Origin of the sequence: Massilia sp. W12 (assembly GCF_037300705.1) — a bacterium.
GTDB lineage: Bacteria > Pseudomonadota > Gammaproteobacteria > Burkholderiales > Burkholderiaceae_D > JACPVY01.
Genome location: NZ_CP147776.1, coordinates 5,822,395 through 5,841,150, shown reverse-complemented (window position 1 = coordinate 5,841,150; position 18,756 = coordinate 5,822,395). Strand labels below are relative to the sequence as shown.

Sequence of the window (18,756 nt, the reverse complement as noted above, 5' to 3'; positions counted from 1 at the left end):
CGTGGGCTGGTTTGCGCGCTGGCGTGCGCGGGGCGCGCCCTGTTTGCGCCCTGCGCAATTGCCGGCCCCGGATACGCCGCAATTGGCGCATCTGTGCGCCACCATCCGCGCCTGTCGCAATCCGGCCCAACTCTTGCCACTGCTGGAAGATGTCAACGGCTGGGTGCGCGAGGCTGCGCTGGCGGCCAGCGCAGCCTGTCCCGACGCCCGCTTCATTCCCGGCGTATGCGGGCGCTTGAATGATTGGGCCCCGGAAGTGCGGCTGGCGGCGCGGATTGCTTTACGGGCGCATTTGCAGACGCGCTATGCGGCGGATTGGCTGGCGCAATGGCCGCGCCTGCGCGCCCTGCATCATTGCCAGCGCGAACAACACCGTTTCGCAGTATGGGAAGTGGAGCAATTATTATTGCAAGCGCCGGATCTGCTGCGCACCCGCGCTTTGCAGCCGCAAGCCGATGCGGCCGCGCGGCGCGAATGGTTATGGTTGGCGGCGCAAGCCGGAGCGGTGAGCCTGGAGCAGCGTTTGCAAGTTTGCATTGAAAGCGCTGATCCGCTGTTAGCCGGCTGTTTTTGCGCCTGGCTGATGGAATTACCCGCCGCCGCGCGCGCGCCCTGGTTAGCGCGCGCCGCCAATGGCCCATCCTGCATGCGCGCAGCTTGCGCACGCGCGCATGGCCGCATCTGCGCCCATGCACAAAACCCGCTCCATCCGGCGCCGTGAGACCTGGCGCAACACCTCACAAAGGCAATAAACGTTTCGGGTCAGGTCTGGCGATAAATTCCATCAAGGCGTCGCGCAAAGCCTGCGCTTCATCAATTGCGCGCTGCCAATCGCGCGCGCGGGCCAGATGGTTTTGCCCATGGAATTGAAAGTCTTTGCGGTCGGGCAGCTTGCGGCGCGGCAGGCGGCGCACAAAATCCGGGCCGGGCGCCAGCAACACCATATTTTCCAGCCAGGCGCGCTGCGCCGCCGGCAGATGGCGCCGCCACGGCAATATCTTGTCAAACCAGCCGGGCGTCACCTGGGTGGTGAAATGGGGATACAACACCAGCTCATCCGCGCCCAAACCCTGCCAGGGCCAGGCTAAGTGATAATCGATCATGCCGCCATCCCAATACAGGCCGGGCGCAGCGCCGGCGATGTCCGGCACGGCTTGCATGATCAGCGGCAGCGTGCCGGAAGCCAGCAGGGCTTGGCGCAAATTTTCCGGCGTGAGCGTAACGCGCTGATTGTGGAAAGCATCAAAGCCGCGCTGCCAGCCCAGCCAGGACAAATCATCGCGCGCATCGCTGATCAAAACCCGCTCCAAATGCCGCGCCAGCGCCCGGCGCGAACCCAGATTGGCCAGCGCGGCAGCGCCGAAAGCGCCGCGTTGCGCGCTGCGTTCCTGCGCGTACTGCAAAGCGCGCAAGCCGCGCACCGCCAGAATATGCAAGCGGTAATGCGGATGCTGGCAAATCGCCTGCGCCTGCGGGCCAACCCAATCCGTCAACAATTGCTTAACCTTGTGCGTGACTTCCTGCTGATCCGGTTTGGCGGAATAATGTTGCGCGCAATAGTGCTGCGCCAATTCGGCCAAGCCGGCGTCGGCATCAGGAAAACAGGCGGCGGCCATGCGCCATGCGCCGATCGAAGCGCCGATCAGGCTGCGCTCACGCGGCGCGCCGGGCAGCCAAGTGGAAAACAGCCAGCGATCCAGCGCAGACAAAATCAAACCCTTGGGGCCGCCGGCGGCAGCGGGAATGGCGGCAATCTGCGCCGCCTGCAAGCCATCGCGCGCAATCAGCGCCCGCGCGCGCGGCCCGGCCAGTATCAATAAATCGCTCATGCTGTGTGTAATTGCATTTGCGCCTGCTCAAAGCGCCCTTCCACCAGTTGCGGAATCACGGACAGGCATTTTTCCAGCGCTTTTTCAATATCCGTCAACTGCTCGGGACGCGGGCGCTGCAAGACAAAATCCGCCACCGGCTGCTGTAAATTGAACACGCGCGGATGACCGATGCCGATCCGCATACGCCAATAATCCTGGCTGCCGAGCGCCGCCGTGATGTCTTTCAAACCATTATGGCCGCCCGAGCTGCCGCCTTTTTTCAATTTGGCCACGCCGGGCAGCATGTCAAGCTCGTCATGCACTACCAGCACCTGTTCCGGCGTCAGTTTGAAAAAGCGCGCCAGCGCGCCCACACTCTGGCCGCTGCGATTCATATACGTTTGCGGCTGCAGCAGCCAGACTTCTTCGCCGGCGATGCGGGTTTTGGCGGCCAGCGCGTTAAAGCGGCTTTCGCGCTGCAAGCGGCAGCCGGGCAGGCTGTTGGCCAGATTATCGACCAGCCAAAAACCGGCGTTATGCCGGGTCAATGCATATTCCGGGCCGGGATTGCCGAGGCCAACGATGAGACGGATGGACATAATAAACAGGAAGCAGAGGGCAAAGCCGGCATTATCCCGCAGCCGGCGGCGCGCGTCCATGGTGGGCTTGTTGCTGTTTTCATTCCGCGCCTTTAAAATCATCAATCATTTTTTAAATTGCTGATTCATCAAGCTGCCTAATTATCGTTGCATCGGTTCGCCTTCGGCGCCCACAACGCGCGAAGCGCTTAAGCAAGCGCCATTACCACCAACTCCCGCTCCCTAAGCATCTCTTTAAAATCTTTTTCTGCCTGCTGGACTAACGGCTAATTCACGGAGGCGGCTACCCACTCAGTGGGTTGTCGCCCCTAGCCATTTCCATCGCCTAACTTTACAATCTATCATGATTTTTTAATTAGTTTCAGAGCGAGCCCGATTATGTTGCACATCGCCCTTGACTTTGAGCGTCAGGCCATACTCTGAATACAAACAGTTGGATTTTTTTCCTTTGAATCATGCAGCCACTACGAGAACACTACGAACGCCAACATACTGATGTGCTGCTGGAAATAGCGCGCGAGGATCTTACAGATGAGGCGCGCCTCGTCTTGCATGAAGTTCTGGCAAAGCGCGGAGTTTCTGCAGACCATGCCAGAACTGCGCGCGCCCGTGCTGTGCAGGCCAAAGCAGCGCAATCAGAAGCAGACAAGCGCCTCGCCCCGCTGGCAGCGCGCCTTGTCGCGTTCGCAATCGACACCGTGGGAGTTGGCATTGCTTTGTCCCTTGTCCTGGCGCCACTTCGATTCTTTTCGAATGAATTTTACGCCATCGGGTATATCATTCTTTGGCTCGCCTACTTCTTACTCCGGGACTCCATCCCTGGGCAGAGTGTCGGCAAACGTCTTCTTGGGATTCGCGTGGTGCAAATAAAATCCGGCCTGTCGTGCACTTGGACCAATTCCTTTTGGCGTAATTTCTCGCATGTTCTCTTCGTCATTGATGCATTGTTTGCGTTTGGGCGACAGCGTATGCGTCTTGGCGACATGGCTGCTGGCACTATTGTTGTTCGGGCCGAGCTTTAATTTGCCGCCAGCCGTTTTAATATCTCAACCAAGCTGCGCGTTACATTGCCCCATCCCGCTCAATTGGAACGCATCCAAATGCGTGATTTGGGCCGCGGCGTCTGCAGCGCAGGGGCGCACCGGCAGGTCGCCCGCAAACGTCGCGCACGTAAAACCGTGTTGGCCCGTCAGATGGCGCCACGCATGCGCATTGTCTTTCTTGCGGCTTAGCTTACGCCAAAACACGGCCGCCAGTATGCACAGGCAGCGAACGGGCGCCACTCGCCCCTTCGCATTGGCGTCTGCGCAAACGCACACGATGCACGTCCGCCAATTTTGACACCTGTAACACGAATTCATTTTGTGACATAGTAAACCGCTCAGTTTGATGCGATTGCCCTGAAGGCAGTTGCCCAGTCCAACCCACTGATTAAAAATACAGTAGAATACCCGCTTTGCCGGGCCAACCGGCCCTTGCCACTTGGGATGGACAGCGATGGATACGATACGGATTCGCGGCGCACGCACGCATAACCTGAAGAATATCAACCTGGATTTGCCGCGCAATCAATTGATTGTGATCACCGGCTTATCCGGCTCCGGTAAATCCTCGCTGGCCTTTGACACCCTGTATGCGGAAGGACAGCGGCGCTATGTCGAATCACTCTCGGCTTATGCGCGCCAATTCCTGCAAATGATGGATAAGCCGGAAGTCGATTTGATCGAAGGCTTATCGCCCGCCATTTCCATCGAACAAAAATCCACCTCGCACAATCCGCGCTCCACTGTCGGCACGGTGACAGAAATCCATGATTATCTGCGCCTGCTGTTTGCCCGCGTCGGCACCCCGTATTGCCCGGATCACCCGGAAAAACCGCTGGCCGCGCAGTCGGTCTCGCAAATGGTGGACGCCGCACTCGCCCTGCCGGATGGAACCAAGCTGATGGTGTTGGCCCCGGTTGTGGCGAATCGCAAAGGCGAGCACGCCGATTTGTTTGCGAATATGCAAGCGCAGGGCTTTATCCGCTTTCGCGTGCAAAGCGGCACGCAAGAGGCGCGCATCTATGAAGTGGATGATTTGCCCAAGCTGAAAAAGACGGAAAAACACACGATTGACGTGGTGGTGGACCGCCTGAAAACCAGCCCGGATGTTAAACAGCGTCTGGCGGAAAGCTTTGAAACCGCGCTGCGTCTGGCAGACGGGCGCGCGCTGGCGCTGGAAATGGATAGCGGCAAAGAGCATTTATTCTCGAATAAATTCGCCTGCCCGGTGTGCGGCTATTCGCTGCAGGAATTGGAGCCGCGCCTGTTTTCCTTCAACAACCCGATGGGCGCCTGCCCCGAATGCGATGGTCTGGGACATATTGAATTTTTCGACCCGAAACGCATCGTCGCCTTCCCCAATCTGTCACTGGCCTCGGGCGCCATCAAAGGTTGGGACAGACGCAACCCGTATTATTTCCAAACCCTGGAAGCGCTGGCGCAGCATTACGGCTTTGCCCTCGATCTGCCATGGGAACAACTGCCGGTCGACATGCAAGACATTGTGCTGCATGGTTCGGGCAAGGAAAATATTCCCTTTGTGTACCAGGATGAGCGCGGGCGCAGCATTGTGCGCAACCATCCGTTTGAAGGCATCGCCAATAATTTGCAGCGGCGCTACCGCGAAACCGATTCGATGGCGGTGCGCGAAGAGCTGGCCAAATACATCAACCGCAAAGAATGTCCCAGCTGCCACGGCGCGCGGCTGCGGATTGAAGCGCGCTTTGTCAAAGTCGGCATAGCTGCGCAGGAAAGCAATATTCATCAAATCTCGGTGCAACCGCTGCGCGAATGCCTGGCTTATTTCCAGCGCCTGGAATTGCAGGGCGCAAAAAAGGAAATCGCCGAACGCATCATCAAAGAAATCGTCGCCCGCCTGCAGTTTTTGAATAATGTCGGCCTTGATTATCTGTCCCTTGAGCGGAGCGCTGACACGCTCTCCGGCGGCGAATCGCAGCGCATCCGCTTAGCCTCGCAAATCGGTTCCGGTTTGACCGGCGTGATGTATGTGCTGGATGAACCCTCGATTGGCTTGCACCAGCGCGACAATGACCGCTTAATCGCCACCCTGCGACATCTGCGCGATATCGGCAACAGCGTGCTGGTGGTGGAGCATGATGAAGATGCGATCCGCACCGCTGACTATATCGTCGATATGGGCTTGGGCGCCGGGGTGCATGGCGGGGCCGTGATTGCGCAAGGGACATTGCCGCAAATCATGCAAAATGAAGCGTCGCTGACTGCACAATATCTGAGCGGCAAAAAGAAAATCGCAGTGCCGGCCCAGCGCACCAAGCCGGACCCTGAGCGCATGCTGACCATCAAAGGCGCACGCGGCAATAATCTGAAAAAAGTCACCCTGAATCTGCCGGTCGGCTTGCTGACCTGTGTCACCGGGGTCTCCGGCTCCGGCAAATCGACCTTGATCAATGACACCCTGTACCCGCTGATGGCGCGTCAGCTGTATGGCTCCTCGACTGATCCGGCGCCGTATGACAGCGTGCAGGGCGGCGAGCATTTTGACAAAGTGATTTCGGTCGATCAAGCGCCGATCGGGCGCACTCCGCGCTCCAATCCGGCGACTTACACCGGCCTGTTCACGCCGATCCGCGATTTGTTCGCCAGCGTGCCGGCGGCCAAGGAACGCGGCTACGGCCCCGGACGTTTTTCATTCAATGTCAAAGGCGGGCGCTGTGAAGCCTGCCAGGGCGATGGCGTGCTGAAAGTGGAAATGCACTTTTTGCCGGACGTGTATGTGCCATGCGATGTCTGTCACGGCAAACGCTACAACCGCGAAACCCTGGAAGTGCAATACAAGGGCAAGAATATTCATGAAGTGCTGGAAATGACGGTGGAAGACAGCCACGCCTTTTTCAGCGCAGTGCCGGCAATCGCGCGCAAACTGCAAACCCTGCTCGATGTCGGCCTCGGCTATATCCGCCTGGGACAGAGCGCCACCACCTTGTCGGGCGGCGAAGCGCAACGCGTGAAACTGGCGCTGGAATTATCCAAGCGCGACACCGGACGCACCCTGTACATTCTGGACGAACCGACCACCGGCTTGCATTTCCACGATATCGACTTATTGCTGACCGTGATCCACCGTCTGCGCGACCATGGCAACACGGTAGTGGTGATTGAGCACAATCTGGACGTGATCAAAACTGCCGACTGGCTGATCGACCTCGGGCCGGAAGGCGGGGCCGGCGGTGGCCGCATCATCGCCAGCGGCACGCCGGAACAGGTGGCGGCGCATGCCGACAGCGTGACCGGCAAATACCTGGCCCCGCTGTTGAAATAAATACTGTTGAAATAAAAAAAGGGGGGCGACCTGCGCCCCCCGATGTCACCTGCCGCCCGTGGTGGGAATGTACAGACGGCAGCCCCCTGTGACTGAAACCGTCAAATTCCCCCTACTTCGCCGCGTTTCGACCAACCCGGCTGTTGCGACCACAGACGCGCGCCCTGCCTGGCTTTTTCGATCGCCAGATGCGCCAGCTGCGCGGCATCCATCAAACCACTTTCAACGCAAACTGTTTTTTCGCGTTGCGCCTGGCGCCAGCGCCAGACATTCAGCCCGATCAAGGCCATACTCAAGAACAGCCCGGCGCCCATGACATACTGGCAGGCGCGCCAAAACTCCAGCTGCAACACTCCATCCGCCCTTTGCAATTGGCGGGTGCACACATCCAACAGCGCATGCATGCTGTTGAAATAAGACTGCCTGACAGCGTGCATTTGCAACGGGGACAGCGCAACGCCACCGGCCAACGCACGCAGATATTCTGTGCGCGTATCCTGCAGACTTTGCAATAAATCGCCATCCTGTCCCGGCTGCGTGTGCAACTGACCTATCATGCGTTTGATCAAGCCAGCCTGCCGTTCCAATTCCTGCCGTGCTTCAAGCTGCGCACGGATGCCGGTGGCGCTGTGCAAGCTGCGCCAAGCCTGTTCTTCCGCATCGCTGCTGCTGAGTAACTGCTGCAGCAAATCCACCTTCAGCGCAATACCACGGGTTTGTGCGCTGCCCTGTTGTTGCAATACCCCCAGGCGCTCCATGCACAAACCAGCCAACAGCCAGAAACTGAACAATGTCGCCAGGGGCAAAGCCAACATGCGTTTGATATCGCCACGCATGATGCTCTCCTTCCCTGCTTAAAAACGGCGCGGCCCCGGCCTTCTTGGCTTTGGACGCAATAAAAAGATGCCAATGCAAGCCTCACTGCTGCGTGAGGCGCCGCGCCAACGTGCATGCGTGGCGTGACGCACCGGCAATACCCGGGAACGGGCTTCCATCCGTTGACGCGCGATGCCAACTGTCGGCGCGCGCCGATGGGCTACAGCTGTAACAGCAAGATTGATGACTGCATGATTCATGGCGCTTCTCCCTTGTTGTTCAGACGAAAAGCCAACAACCGCAATATTCTGGCTGTGGGACTTGTTACGCTTTGCTGCAAAGAAAAAATGCCGGCGGATTCAAGGCCGTTTACGACTGTGATCGCAAGCAGGCGATCCATACATGCGCAGCATTGAGAAGGGCTGCACGGGAAGGCTGTGAAAAACGCGATACGGCTGGCGCTTTTCAGCGGCGGCAATGAAATAAAACGCCGCCTGTTCATATAATAGCGCAAAATTTCTTATGCGCAACGGGAATTGCCATAAAGAAATAAAGCAAGTGGATTTGCCGGCTTGCGGTGATGCCTTTTCAAGCGCCGGGCCTTCGCAGCGTTTCGGCTTGTGGACAGGCGAAACCTTGGCGCAATCTCAGCCGCAGGCCGCGCAAATGGCATGCCGTGCGCCAGAAATTCCGTTCAACGCAATTTCAGACGCAGGATTTTCGCTTCACGCAAGCCGGCCTTGCGGGCTGGATTCGCCTGAAGCGGCACAAGATCAGACTGCTTTGCCCGCTTGCAGTTGATGATATTTTTCCATCAACTGCTCCTGGCTTTCGCGCCATTCCGGGTTGAAGGGGATGCAGGAAACCGGGCACACCTGCTGACACTGCGGCTCGGCAAAGTGGCCGACGCATTCGGTGCATTTATTGGGATCAATCTGGTAAATTTCCGGCCCCATGAAAATCGCTTCATTCGGGCATTCCGGTTCGCAGACGTCGCAATTAATGCAATCATCGGTAATCATCAAGGCCATGCTTTACTCCGCCTGAGCGACCTTGTTTTTCAGCCAGCGCTCGACCGAGGGGAACACAAATTTTGAGACATCGCCGCCCAATACCGCAATCTCGCGCACAATCGTGCCGGAAATGAATTGGTATTGGTCGGATGGCGTCAAAAACAGGGTTTCCACATCAGGCAAAAGATAACGGTTCATGCCGGCCATTTGAAATTCATATTCAAAATCGGACACCGCGCGCAAACCGCGCACGATGACGCGCGCGTCATGGCGGCGGATGAAATCTTTGAGCAAGCCGGAAAAACCTTCCACCCGCACGTTTTTATAGTGTCCCAGCACCTCTTGTGCAATATTCAAGCGCTCTTCCATGCTGAAAAACGGCTTTTTATTGCGGCTGTCTGCAACCCCGACCACCAGGGTGTCAAACAGGCCGGAGGCGCGACGCACCAAATCTTCATGACCACGGGTTAATGGATCAAATGTACCGGGATAGACGGCGATGACCATCCTGTATCCTTTGCAAAACGGAATGATGGGAATGCTGCATGATGGGACAACTACGACATGCAACGACACCGATTATGCACGAAAATCAGGCAAATCTGCTGCAATTATTGCGGCACAGCAAGTAACACGCCACCATCCCGGCTTGCATGCTGCGCACAATAGTCCAATCAGCCAGAAATGGCGGAATTTCTTGTGTTTTAGGCAATTCAAGATACACCAGGCCATCTTGCGCCAGCAATTTGGAAGCACTCTCCAGCGCGCGCGGCCACAGCGCCAATTGATACGGCGGGTCGATAAAAATCAAATCAAATGCGCCCGGCAGACGCGCACTGCTGAGAAAAGCGTCGCCTTGCAGAATTTGTATTTGCGTGGCCTGCAATTTTTCCTGATTGGCGCGCAACTGGCGGCATGCCGCCGCCTGGTTTTCACACAGCACCACCTGGGCGGCGCCCCGGCTGGCGGCTTCAAAACCGAGCGCACCGCTGCCGGCGAACAGATCCAGCACGCGCTTGTGCTCCCACTCCAGCTCCCATAAGAAATTGAGCCAGTTAAACAGGGTTTCGCGCACCCGGTCAGGGGTCGGGCGCAAGCCCTCTGCGTCATGCACCGGCAAAGGGGTGCGCTTCCATGCGCCGCCAATAATGCGCACTTGTTGCGGACGGCGCGCAGCGGCGGAAGTCGGGCGGGTGGTTTTGGTTTTCACGGCCTGGGCTTAAAAAGCCGGATTGTAACAGGCCACCCGCCTGCCGACATCAGAATTCCTCCCAGCCGTCGTGTTGGGTCGAGCTGGAAGACGGCGCCGGCGCCGGCCGCGCCGCTGGCGCCGGGGCGGGCCTTGGGGCTGGCGCAGGCCGCTTCAAGGTCGGGCGCGGCGGCGCCAGCCGGGCCGGCTTATGTCCGCCTGCGCCATGCGCCGCATGTTGCGCGGCGGCGCTCTCGCGCTCCCGTTCGGCTGAAAGCTTGAACACTGCCACCACATCATGCAATTGCATCGCCTGTTGTTCCAGCGCGGCGGATTGCGAGGCGGCGTCATCCACCAGACCGGCGTTTTGCTGCGTCACTTCGTCCATATGGCTGACGGCTTGATTGATTTGCTCAATCCCGCTGACCTGTTCGCGTGTGGCGTTGGCGATTTCGCCCATGATGTCGGTGACGCGCCGCACCGAGGTCACGATTTCCTCCATGGTGGCGCCGGCCTGATCCACCAGCTTGGCGCCGACTTCGACTTTTTCCACCGAGGCGGTGATCAGATGTTTGATTTCCTTGGCGGCGCTGGCGCTGCGCTGCGCCAGACTGCGCACCTCAGACGCCACCACGGCGAAACCGCGCCCCTGTTCGCCGGCGCGCGCCGCTTCCACCGCAGCGTTCAGGGCCAGGATATTGGTTTGGAAGGCAATCCCGTCAATCACGCCGATGATGTCCACGATTTTCTTGGAAGATTCATTGATCGATCCCATGGTCTGCACCACTTCAGCCACCACCGCGCCGCCTTTGCCGGCCACTTCCGAGGCCGACAGCGCGAGACGGTTGGCCTCATCCGCATTGTCGCCGCTTTGGCGCACAGTGGAAGTCAGCTCTTCAATCGAAGCCGCTGATTCTTCCAGCGAACTGGCTTGCTGCTCGGTGCGGGCGGACAAATCGCTGCTGTCCGCCGCGATCTGGTGCGCGGTATGCTGAATCACATCGCTGGAAGTGCGCACCTTGGCCACCAGGGTGGCCAAACTGCTGCTCATATGGCCAATCGCGTTGATCAGATTGCCCAACTGGCTCTTGTTGCTGGAACGCACTTCCACGCTCAAATCACCCTGCGCCACGCGCTCGGCCACATTGATTGCTTCGTTCAAAGGGCTGACGATGGAAACAGTGACGCGGCGCGCCGCCAACACGCCGACCACCAGCGCCAGCGCGCTTAAAGCCAGCACCATCTTGCTGGTTCGCGCCAGGTTTTCATCGCTGGTGCGGGCGGTCTGATCGAACACTTTTTGCTGGTATTCATTGAGTTCGCGCAAATCGTTGGCGAAAGCTTGCAAGGCCGCATAGCTTTCGCCATAAGCGATAAAACCGGCCTGCTCGCTGCGCCCCTCAGTCGCGGCTTGCAAGGCCTTGCCGTAGGAAGTGATGTAGGCGGCGCCGCTGGCTTTGGCTTTATCGACCTTGGCGCGGCCCGCCGCCTCGCTCATCGCTTTTTCCAGTTTGCTCAAGGCGTCCTGGAATTTTGCGGTATTCTCGCGCAAGCGCTCCACACCCTTGGTTTTATCGCCGGATTCGCCCGGCGCCACTTGCTGGAACACCCGGCCTATGCTGCCGCGCGCATTGTCGAGCGCCGTCATGGCCAGTTTGCTTTTTTCCCATTCGACTTTGGACAACTGCTCCAGATCGTTGTGCAAGTCGTGCATGCGCCATAAACTCAGTCCGGTAACCGATGCCAACAAAGTCAGCATGACCGAAAACACGATGGTCAGGCGAATACCGATATTCATATTCGACAGCATCTTCATCCCCCGCTTGTGGCGCAGCGCCGGCAGAGGCTGCGTCGGTTGATCACGATTATTGCCGCCGGGGCCAGACCCGGGCTTGCATTGCGATCCGCATACTGCGCGCAATGCGCAAGGCATCTTGCATTTCACTAGCAGGAGCAGTGCTTGTCAAGGCATCACTGCATGCCTGATGTAAAAGCCACGCAGCGCGCCAAAAAACACAAGGCGGAATTGACAAATCGTGTGATTTCTCATGGCTGCAAAATCATGGCGGATGGTGAAAAAGGCATATAGTTGGCTTGCCTGTGCGTCCCGGCGCGTGCGCAAAACAGTCAGGAGCGTGATGGATTTTTCCAGAAAAACGCCGCGTCGCAGTTTGCATCATCTTCAATGATGCAATAGAATGCCGCAGGCCTGAGCGAAGCACTTCCTACCCAGCTCTGCCGCTGCAGAGCAGATTTTCGATTGGTGGCGCAATATGGATATTTTGAGTGAGTATGCTGAAGTGCGCGCCGGTCATCCGTTTCGCGGCAGTGTGCCGGAAATTGCCGATGGCTGCGCGTTGACCGTGCAAATGCGCGATGTCAACCCTTTGCACGGAGTGGCCTGGGCGCAGGTGGCGCGCACCAATCCGGGCGGACGTAAAAAACCGGATTGGCTGCGCGATGGCGATATTTTGTTTTTGGCGCGCGGCGCGCGCAATTTCGCGGTGCATCTGGAGCATGTGCCGGGGCCTGCGGTCTGTTCGCAATATTTTTTCCTGATCCGCCTGCTGCCGCATTGCAGCATGCAATTGCTGCCGGGTTTTCTGGCCTGGCAAATCAATCAGGAACCTGCGCAAGAGTATTTGCACCGCAATGCCGAGGGCAGCGACCAGCTCTCGATCCGGCGCGGGATTTTGGAAGCGCTGCCGCTGAGCGTGCCGCCGCTGGAGCGGCAACAACAAATTCTGGCTCTGGCCGCCGCTCACAAGCGCGAACAGGGCTTATTGGAAGAACTGCGCAAAAACCGTGAACGCGAGATGCAAGGCATCGTGCGCCGGCTGCTGTTGGCGCAAGCTTAAACCGGGAGAAAAGCATGAACCAGCAAGCGATTGAACAAGATGTGATCAACCGCGCAGTGTGGGAGGCCTGTGACACCTTTCGCGGCGTGGTCGATTCCAATGTCTATAAAGATTATGTGCTCAGCATGCTGTTCTTGAAATACATCTCGGATGTGTGGCAAGACCATTATGAAGGGCATCAAAAAATGTTCGGCGAACATCCCGAGCTGATTGAAGAATTGATGCAGGCGGAAAATTTTGTGCTGGCCCCGGAAGCGAATTTCCACAGTCTGCACGCAAAGCGCCATCAGCCCGGCAATGGCGAGCGGATCGACCGCGCGCTGCATCTGATCGCCGAGCAAAACGCCGGCAAATTGCGCGAAGTGTTCCGCGATATCAGCTTCAATTCCACCCGGCTGGGCGAGGAGGCGGTGAAAAACGATATCCTGCGCCATCTGCTGGAAGATTTCGCCAAGCCGGTTTTGAATCTGCGTCCGAGCCGGGTTGGCGCGCTGGATGTGATCGGCAATGCTTACGAATTTCTGGTCAAGCATTTCGCCGCCAGCAGCGGCAAAAAAGCGGGCGAGTTTTACACCCCGCCGGAAATCTCGCAATTAATGGCGTTGCTGGTCGATCCCAAACGCGGCGAGAAAATTTACGATCCGACCTGTGGCTCCGGTTCGCTGTTGATGAAATGCGGGCAACTGATCCGCCAGCGCGAACAAAGCCGCGAATATGAGCTGTACGGCCAGGAAGCGATTAATTCGACCTGGGCGCTGGCCAAGATGAATATGTTTTTGCACGGCGAAAACAATCACCGCATCGAATGGGGCGACACGCTGCGCACACCCAAGCTGCTGGAGCGCGATGGGCAATTGATGCGCTTTGATGTGGTGGTGGCGAATCCCCCGTTCTCGCTGGAAAAATGGGGCCATGAAAGCCTGTTGGAAGATCCCTGGAACCGTTTCGGACGCGGTCTGCCGCCGCGCACCAAGGGCGATTACGCCTTTATTTTGCATATGATTGAAAGCATGCGCCAAGACACTGGCAGAATGGCGGTGGTGGCCCCGAACGGGGTCTTGTTCCGGGGTGCGGCGGAAGGCTTGATCCGCCGCCAGCTGGTGCAGGAAAACCTGCTCGATGCGGTGATCGGGCTGCCGGAAAAGCTGTTTTACGGCACCGGCATTCCAGCCGCGATTTTGCTCTTCAAACGCCAGCGGCAGCGGCGCGATGTGCTGTTTATCGACGCCAGCAACGCCTATCAGGATGGCAAAAATCAAAACCAATTGCGGCCCTGCGACATTGAAAAGATTTTGCACACGGTGCAAGCGCGCCAGAGCGTGCCGGGGTACGCCTGGCTGGCGGATGAGGAAGAACTGGCGCGCAATGAATACAATCTGAATATTTCGCGCTATGTGCTGTCGCAAAAAGACCAGACTGAGACTGATTTCCTGAGTCTGCGCGCAGAACGCGCCTTATTGCAGCGCCAATTGCATACTCTGGAAGAAGAAATGGATCAACATTTGCGCGCACTCGGCATTCTGCCGCAGGAATTGAAAGTGGTGGGCGGCTGATGCAGGCAGATTGTCCGGCCTTGCCGCCCGGCTGGCGCATGGCGCCGCTGGAGCAGGTAGCATGCGTGCGCACCGGTCTGGCGCTGAGCCGGCACACTCCGCCGGCGGCGCAGGAGGTGCCGTATATCCGGGTCGCCAATGTGCAGGACGGTTATCTCGATTTGCAAGACATCAAGCATATGCGCTTAGATCCCAGGCAAATCGCGCGCTATGCGCTGGCGGTCGGCGATGTGCTGCTGACCGAGGGCGGAAATTTCGACATGCTCGGGCGCGGCGATGTCTGGCAGGGACAGATTGCGCCCTGCGTGCATCAAAATCATGTGTTTGTGGTGAAAACCGAGCGCAGCCAATTGCTGCCGCACTTTCTCAGCGCGCTGACCGCCTCCAGCCATGGCCGGCGCTTCTTTTTGCGCTATGGCAAGCGCAGCACCAGCTTAGCCTCGATCAGCATCAGTCAATTACGCCAATTCCCGGTCTTGCTGCCGCCTATGGCGCAGCAGCAAGTGATGGTGGACGCCTTGCAGTGCTGGGATGCGGCGCTGCAGACCAGTGATGAATTGATCGCCAACAGCCGCCAGCAACAAGCCAATCTGCAACACTTTTTGCTGCGCCCGCGCAGCGATCAGGGCTGGCGCCAAGTCCGCCTCGGCGATGCGGTGCGAATCGACGCCGAATCGCTGGTGCGCAGCAAATGGCCGCCGCAAGAGCCGATCCGTTATTTGCGGATTGAACACTTAAAGCAAGGCGACATCTGGCGTGCGCCGGATCTGCACAGCTTAGCCGATGCGCCGGCGCGCGCGCGGCGCGTGGTGCATGCCGGCGATGTTTTGTTATCGCTGGTGCGGCCTGATCTGCAGGGGCTGGCGCGCGCCCTGCCGGAACATGAGGGCTGCATCGCCTCCAGCGGCATGGCGGTGCTCACGCCGGGAGCGCAGATCAGCACCGATTTCCTGTATCACAGCCTGTTCGGGGCCGCTTTGCAGCAGCAAATCGCCAGCCTGGTGGCCGGCTCCAGCTATCCGCAGCTCAGCAGCAAGCAATTGCATGATTTACAGATCTGGCTGCCGCCGCCGCCAGCGCAAACGGAGATCAGCGCCAGCCTGAATCAAGCGGCGCACAGACTGCAATTGGAACACGCGGCGCGCGCCGCCTTGCTGCAGCAAAAAATGGAATTGATTGAGCGCTTTATCGCCGGCGCCCTGCCGTTTCAACGCACAGAGATCTGAATCCAGCCGCTTCCAGTGTCCGTGTGCGCCGGCAAAAACCATGAGATTTCTTGCATTGTTGGCGCGGATTGCGCTGGCTAACATGCTTATCTGCACTTCATCTGAGGGGAGACAGCATGTCCAACGCAATCGATTCCCAACCTGCCGCCATGCATACCGACGGCAACCAAAGCACGCGCCATCTGCGCACCTTGAATCTGCTGTGCGCACTCGGCTGGCATTATCTGTCGCCGCAACAGGCGCTGGCGAAACGCGGCAACCGCCGCCAGGCGCTGTTGCACAGCAGTCTGGTGGAAGTATTGCAAAGCCGGCGCTATCAACACAATGGCCAAGCGCATTTGCTGACCCCGAACGGGATTGAGCAAATCGTGCGTGAAGTCAGCAGCCTGTCCCTGCAACAGGGCGTAGCCGGCATGAGCGCGCAGCTGTATGACAAATTGCGGCTGGGCGTGACAATCACTGAATTTCTGCCGGATGGCAAAAAACATCAGCCCACGGTGCCGATTATCGACTGGCACAACCGCAAAGCGAATCGCTATGAAGTGTGCGATATGTTTGAGATGTGCGCAGCGCAGGGCAAGCATGTGCGGCAAGCCGGTTTGGTGTGTTTCGTCAACGGGATTCCGCTGGCCTTGATTGAAACCGGCGACGCCGCCGCGCCCAGCGATGCGCAACAGCTGGAGCAAGCCATGGCGCAGCATCAGCAATTGCAAGAAGCGCATGAACTGGCCCATTTGTATGGCCACGCCCAGCTTTTGTTTGCGCTCGGCGCGCACAGTGGCCGCTACGCCTGCAGCGGCGCGCCGCACTGGTCTTGCTGGCATGAAGAGCAATACAGCGAAGAATATTTACAGCGCCTCTTGAACACCCCGTTGAGCATGGAAGTGCGCAACCAATTGCAAAACGAGCTGAGTCTGGCGCAGCGCAATCAACTCAAACGCTTATGGCAGGAAGAGCAGCAACTGGATCAGGCGCACACCCTGGTGCTGGGCTTGCTGCAACCGGCGCGCCTGCTGGAGTTTCTCGCCTCGTATATGTTGCACGACAAGCGGCAAGGCCGGCTGGCGGCGCACAGCCAGCAATTTTTTGCGGTGCGCTCCTGCCTGGAGCGCATCAGCCAGCGCAATGAGCGCGGCGCACGCCTCGGCGGTTTGCTATGGCATGCCGCCGGAGCCGGGAAAACCATGTGCATGGCGTTTTTGGCGCGCGCCATGCTGCTGCATGAAGGCTTGAAAGATTGCCGTATTCTGATCATCAGCGAACGCAGCGAAGTGGAAGCGCAAATGGCGCTGCAGTTCCAGCATTGCGGTTTGGGCGGCGGCAAAAGCGAACGCGGCAAAAGCCGCTCCGGGCATGAATTGGCGCGCCGCATCAGTTCCGGCAATGAACGGATTGTGTTTACCCAGGTGCAGCGCTTCGCCGCCGCCGCCGCGCTCGACTTGTGCTACAACCCCAGCCACCAATTGGTGGTGCTGTTGGATGAAGGCTTGCGCGGCCCGCACGCCGAACTGTACGCGCGCATGAAAAAAGCCTTGCCGCGCGCCGCCTTCCTGGCGTTTTCCGGCAGCGCCCTGCTGCAACGCGAATACGATCAGCACGCTTTAGGCCCGCTCTTGCACCGCTACAGCATGCAACAAGCATTGCAGGACGGCTTAATCGCACCGCTGCAATATGAAGAAAGACCCTTGCCGCCACAACCGGTGAATGGGGCGCAATGGCTGGCCGCCAGCATGCACGATATGCAAACGGCGGAGCGGGAATTGAATCTGGCCCTGCTCACGCGCCTGCAGCAGATGGCGGCAGATGCGCGCGACGCCGTGCTGGCGCTGGATATCGCCCTGCATTTCAGCCGCCATGTGCGTCCCGCCGCGCCGGGCTTGAAAGGCATGGTCTTGTGCCGCAATAAAAGCGCGGCGATCCGGCTGGCGCATTTGCTGCAAGCCAGCGGCCTGGCGCACAGCGCGCTGTTGCTGGCGGCGCCGGAAATCGCGGAAGGCGACGGCGCGGAAGATCCGGCCCTGTTGCAGGCATGGCAGGCGCAAATCGAAAGCCATTTCGACAATTTTGAACAGTATGAGCGGCAAACCCTGCAGGAATTCCATGCTGCGCATGGGCCTGATTTGCTGGTGGTGGTGGAAAAAAGCGCGCCCGGGGCCGCGCTTGCGGTGCAGTATCTGGATGGCGTTCTGCCGGAATATATGCTGCTGGATGTGCTGCATCGCTGTAACCGGCGTCATGCGCAAAAACAATACGGGCTGCTGATTGATTATCGCGGCCAGCTGGCGCAAATCGACAGCGCGCGCGCGCCGCGCGGCTGGCAAACCCAATTGCTGTCCGGCTATCCGCGCCAGGATCTGGAGGGCCTGCTGCATTCCACGCGCCAGCTGTGGCAACAACTGGCCCCTTTGCAGCAACAATTATTCGCCCTGTTTTCATTGGAAGCGACGCATCCCTTGCTGACGGATAAATTGCGCGAACACTTGCGCTGCCGCCTGCTGCCGCAATACAGCTCGCAAGTGCTGCAAGATCAATCGCACAAATTGCGTCAGGCTTTCTGCCAAGCCTTCGCCAACTACGCCTGGGCCTTGCAAAGCGTACTCAGCAGCCGCCTGCCGCAGCAGGAAGCCGGGGCCGCCGAACTCGATTCACATTTGCAAAGCCTGCGTTTTTTCAGTCTGCTGTACCGGCGCGCGCTGCAAGATGCGAATCAAAGCCCGGATCCGCGCCTGCTGCAGTTATGCGCCACCTGTTTGCAAAGACATGGCATGAGCGCGCAAGAAAATGTGCAGGAAGACCACAGTTGGAGCCCGGAGCGCTGGCAAAACGAGGCGGAACTGAGCAAGCAGCGTTTGCGCCTGGCCTTGGAACAGGAGTTGGATGACGACCCCTATGCGCGCCAGCTGTTCCAGCAACGTTATGCCCAAGCGCTGCAGCGCGCTGCGCAAGCGGGACAGGACTGGCAGCAACAGCATGCCTTGTGGCGGCAACTTGAGCAGCAATGGCAAAGCCGGCAGATTGACACCCTGCCGGAAATTTTCCAGCGCCGCCGCAGCGCTGCCGCCTACTACGGTTTGTTCCGCCTGTGCCTGGGCGAAGCGCATTTCGCCGCCGCCAATGCGGCGCAGCAAAGCGCTTATGTTGATCAAGCGCTGGCGATTGATGATGTGGTGCAACCGGCCTTGCGTGAAAACACGCTCAATCCGGAGCAGGTGGAAAGCATTATCAAGAGCCGGCTGCTGCCGCGTCTGTTTTTAATGCTGGGAATGGAGCATGCGCGCACCGTCTGCAATCAAATTGTGCGCATCGCCCTGGTGCGCGGCAAAAATCTGCGCGCGGAATGAAAAACG

The 18,756-nt window shown here is 58.6% G+C and carries 14 protein-coding genes; 7 read left to right on the top strand and 7 right to left on the bottom strand.

The annotated features are described in order from the left end of the window. Position 1 precedes the first annotated feature (1 nt). Positions 2-721 carry a hypothetical protein gene (locus tag V8J88_RS24040; RefSeq protein WP_338846826.1) on the top strand — a complete coding sequence of 240 codons (720 nt, stop codon included), beginning with the start codon at positions 2-4 and terminating at the stop codon, positions 719-721. Between the two features lie 16 nt (positions 722-737). On the opposite strand, the gene V8J88_RS24035 is transcribed toward V8J88_RS24040, so the two are convergent. Then, the gene (locus V8J88_RS24035) at positions 738-1,829 is read right to left on the bottom strand and encodes a patatin-like phospholipase family protein (RefSeq protein ID WP_338846825.1); all 1,092 of its coding nucleotides are present in this window, start codon (positions 1,827-1,829) and stop codon (positions 738-740) included. Beyond that, a complete protein-coding gene (gene pth / locus V8J88_RS24030; protein ID WP_338846824.1) occupies positions 1,826-2,410 on the bottom strand; it encodes an aminoacyl-tRNA hydrolase in 585 nt (194 codons plus the stop codon). The genes V8J88_RS24035 and pth overlap by 4 nt, the downstream gene beginning before the upstream one ends. A 455-nt stretch (positions 2,411-2,865) precedes the next feature. On the opposite strand from pth, the gene V8J88_RS24025 reads away from it, so the two are divergent. Next, positions 2,866-3,432, top strand: coding sequence for an RDD family protein (locus V8J88_RS24025; protein WP_338846823.1), 567 nt, complete (start codon positions 2,866-2,868; stop codon positions 3,430-3,432). Between the two features lie 475 nt (positions 3,433-3,907). Then, positions 3,908-6,754 carry an excinuclease ABC subunit UvrA gene (uvrA, locus tag V8J88_RS24020; RefSeq protein WP_338846822.1) on the top strand — a complete coding sequence of 949 codons (2,847 nt, stop codon included), beginning with the start codon at positions 3,908-3,910 and terminating at the stop codon, positions 6,752-6,754. Between the two features lie 101 nt (positions 6,755-6,855). Here uvrA and V8J88_RS24015 read toward each other — a convergent pair whose 3' ends face one another. From V8J88_RS24015 to V8J88_RS23995, 5 genes are all read right to left on the bottom strand, one after another. Next, positions 6,856-7,590, bottom strand: a complete 735-nt coding sequence (locus V8J88_RS24015; RefSeq protein WP_338846821.1) for a hypothetical protein — start codon at positions 7,588-7,590, stop codon at positions 6,856-6,858. Between the two features lie 753 nt (positions 7,591-8,343). After that, positions 8,344-8,601 carry a YfhL family 4Fe-4S dicluster ferredoxin gene (locus V8J88_RS24010; RefSeq protein WP_338846820.1) on the bottom strand — a complete coding sequence of 86 codons (258 nt, stop codon included), beginning with the start codon at positions 8,599-8,601 and terminating at the stop codon, positions 8,344-8,346. Positions 8,602-8,604: 3 nt separating this feature from the next. Beyond that, positions 8,605-9,090: a pantetheine-phosphate adenylyltransferase gene (gene coaD / locus V8J88_RS24005; RefSeq protein ID WP_338846819.1), complete on the bottom strand. Its 486-nt coding sequence runs from the start codon at positions 9,088-9,090 to the stop codon at positions 8,605-8,607. Between the two features lie 85 nt (positions 9,091-9,175). Next, positions 9,176-9,793: a 16S rRNA (guanine(966)-N(2))-methyltransferase RsmD gene (gene rsmD / locus V8J88_RS24000; RefSeq protein WP_338846818.1), complete on the bottom strand. Its 618-nt coding sequence runs from the start codon at positions 9,791-9,793 to the stop codon at positions 9,176-9,178. A 49-nt stretch (positions 9,794-9,842) separates the two neighbouring features. Beyond that, positions 9,843-11,570, bottom strand: a complete 1,728-nt coding sequence (locus V8J88_RS23995; protein WP_338846817.1) for a methyl-accepting chemotaxis protein — start codon at positions 11,568-11,570, stop codon at positions 9,843-9,845. A 475-nt stretch (positions 11,571-12,045) separates the two neighbouring features. Here V8J88_RS23995 and V8J88_RS23990 point away from each other — a divergent pair, with 475 nt between their 5' ends. The 4 genes from V8J88_RS23990 to V8J88_RS23975 all read left to right on the top strand — a co-directional run bounded on the left by V8J88_RS23990 (position 12,046) and on the right by V8J88_RS23975 (position 18,750). Further along, complete coding sequence (locus tag V8J88_RS23990) at positions 12,046-12,630, top strand: restriction endonuclease subunit S (RefSeq protein WP_338846816.1); 585 nt, start codon at positions 12,046-12,048, stop codon at positions 12,628-12,630. Between the two features lie 14 nt (positions 12,631-12,644). After that, entirely contained in the window at positions 12,645-14,183 is a 1,539-nt protein-coding gene (locus V8J88_RS23985) for a type I restriction-modification system subunit M (RefSeq protein WP_338846815.1), read from the top strand. Then, positions 14,183-15,409, top strand: a complete 1,227-nt coding sequence (locus V8J88_RS23980) for a restriction endonuclease subunit S (protein ID WP_338846814.1) — start codon at positions 14,183-14,185, stop codon at positions 15,407-15,409. The genes V8J88_RS23985 and V8J88_RS23980 overlap by 1 nt, the downstream gene beginning before the upstream one ends. A 116-nt stretch (positions 15,410-15,525) precedes the next feature. Continuing rightward, a complete protein-coding gene (locus V8J88_RS23975) occupies positions 15,526-18,750 on the top strand; it encodes a type I restriction endonuclease (RefSeq protein WP_338846813.1) in 3,225 nt (1,074 codons plus the stop codon). Positions 18,751-18,756: the final 6 nt, after the last annotated feature.

Excerpts from the sequence above, each read along its gene's own strand:
- V8J88_RS24035 (WP_338846825.1), bottom strand. The coding sequence starts at position 1,829 with ATGAGCGATTTATTGATACTGGCCGGGCCGCGCGCGCGGGCGCTGATT.
- pth (WP_338846824.1), bottom strand. The coding sequence starts at position 2,410 with ATGTCCATCCGTCTCATCGTTGGCCTCGGCAATCCCGGCCCGGAATAT.
- V8J88_RS24025 (WP_338846823.1), top strand. The coding sequence starts at position 2,866 with ATGCAGCCACTACGAGAACACTACGAACGCCAACATACTGATGTGCTG.
- uvrA (WP_338846822.1), top strand. The coding sequence starts at position 3,908 with ATGGATACGATACGGATTCGCGGCGCACGCACGCATAACCTGAAGAAT.
- V8J88_RS24015 (WP_338846821.1), bottom strand. The coding sequence starts at position 7,590 with ATGCGTGGCGATATCAAACGCATGTTGGCTTTGCCCCTGGCGACATTG.
- V8J88_RS24010 (WP_338846820.1), bottom strand. The coding sequence starts at position 8,601 with ATGGCCTTGATGATTACCGATGATTGCATTAATTGCGACGTCTGCGAA.
- coaD (WP_338846819.1), bottom strand. The coding sequence starts at position 9,090 with ATGGTCATCGCCGTCTATCCCGGTACATTTGATCCATTAACCCGTGGT.
- V8J88_RS23995 (WP_338846817.1), bottom strand. The coding sequence starts at position 11,570 with ATGAATATCGGTATTCGCCTGACCATCGTGTTTTCGGTCATGCTGACT.
- V8J88_RS23990 (WP_338846816.1), top strand. The coding sequence starts at position 12,046 with ATGGATATTTTGAGTGAGTATGCTGAAGTGCGCGCCGGTCATCCGTTT.
- V8J88_RS23985 (WP_338846815.1), top strand. The coding sequence starts at position 12,645 with ATGAACCAGCAAGCGATTGAACAAGATGTGATCAACCGCGCAGTGTGG.
- V8J88_RS23980 (WP_338846814.1), top strand. The coding sequence starts at position 14,183 with ATGCAGGCAGATTGTCCGGCCTTGCCGCCCGGCTGGCGCATGGCGCCG.
- V8J88_RS23975 (WP_338846813.1), top strand. The coding sequence starts at position 15,526 with ATGTCCAACGCAATCGATTCCCAACCTGCCGCCATGCATACCGACGGC.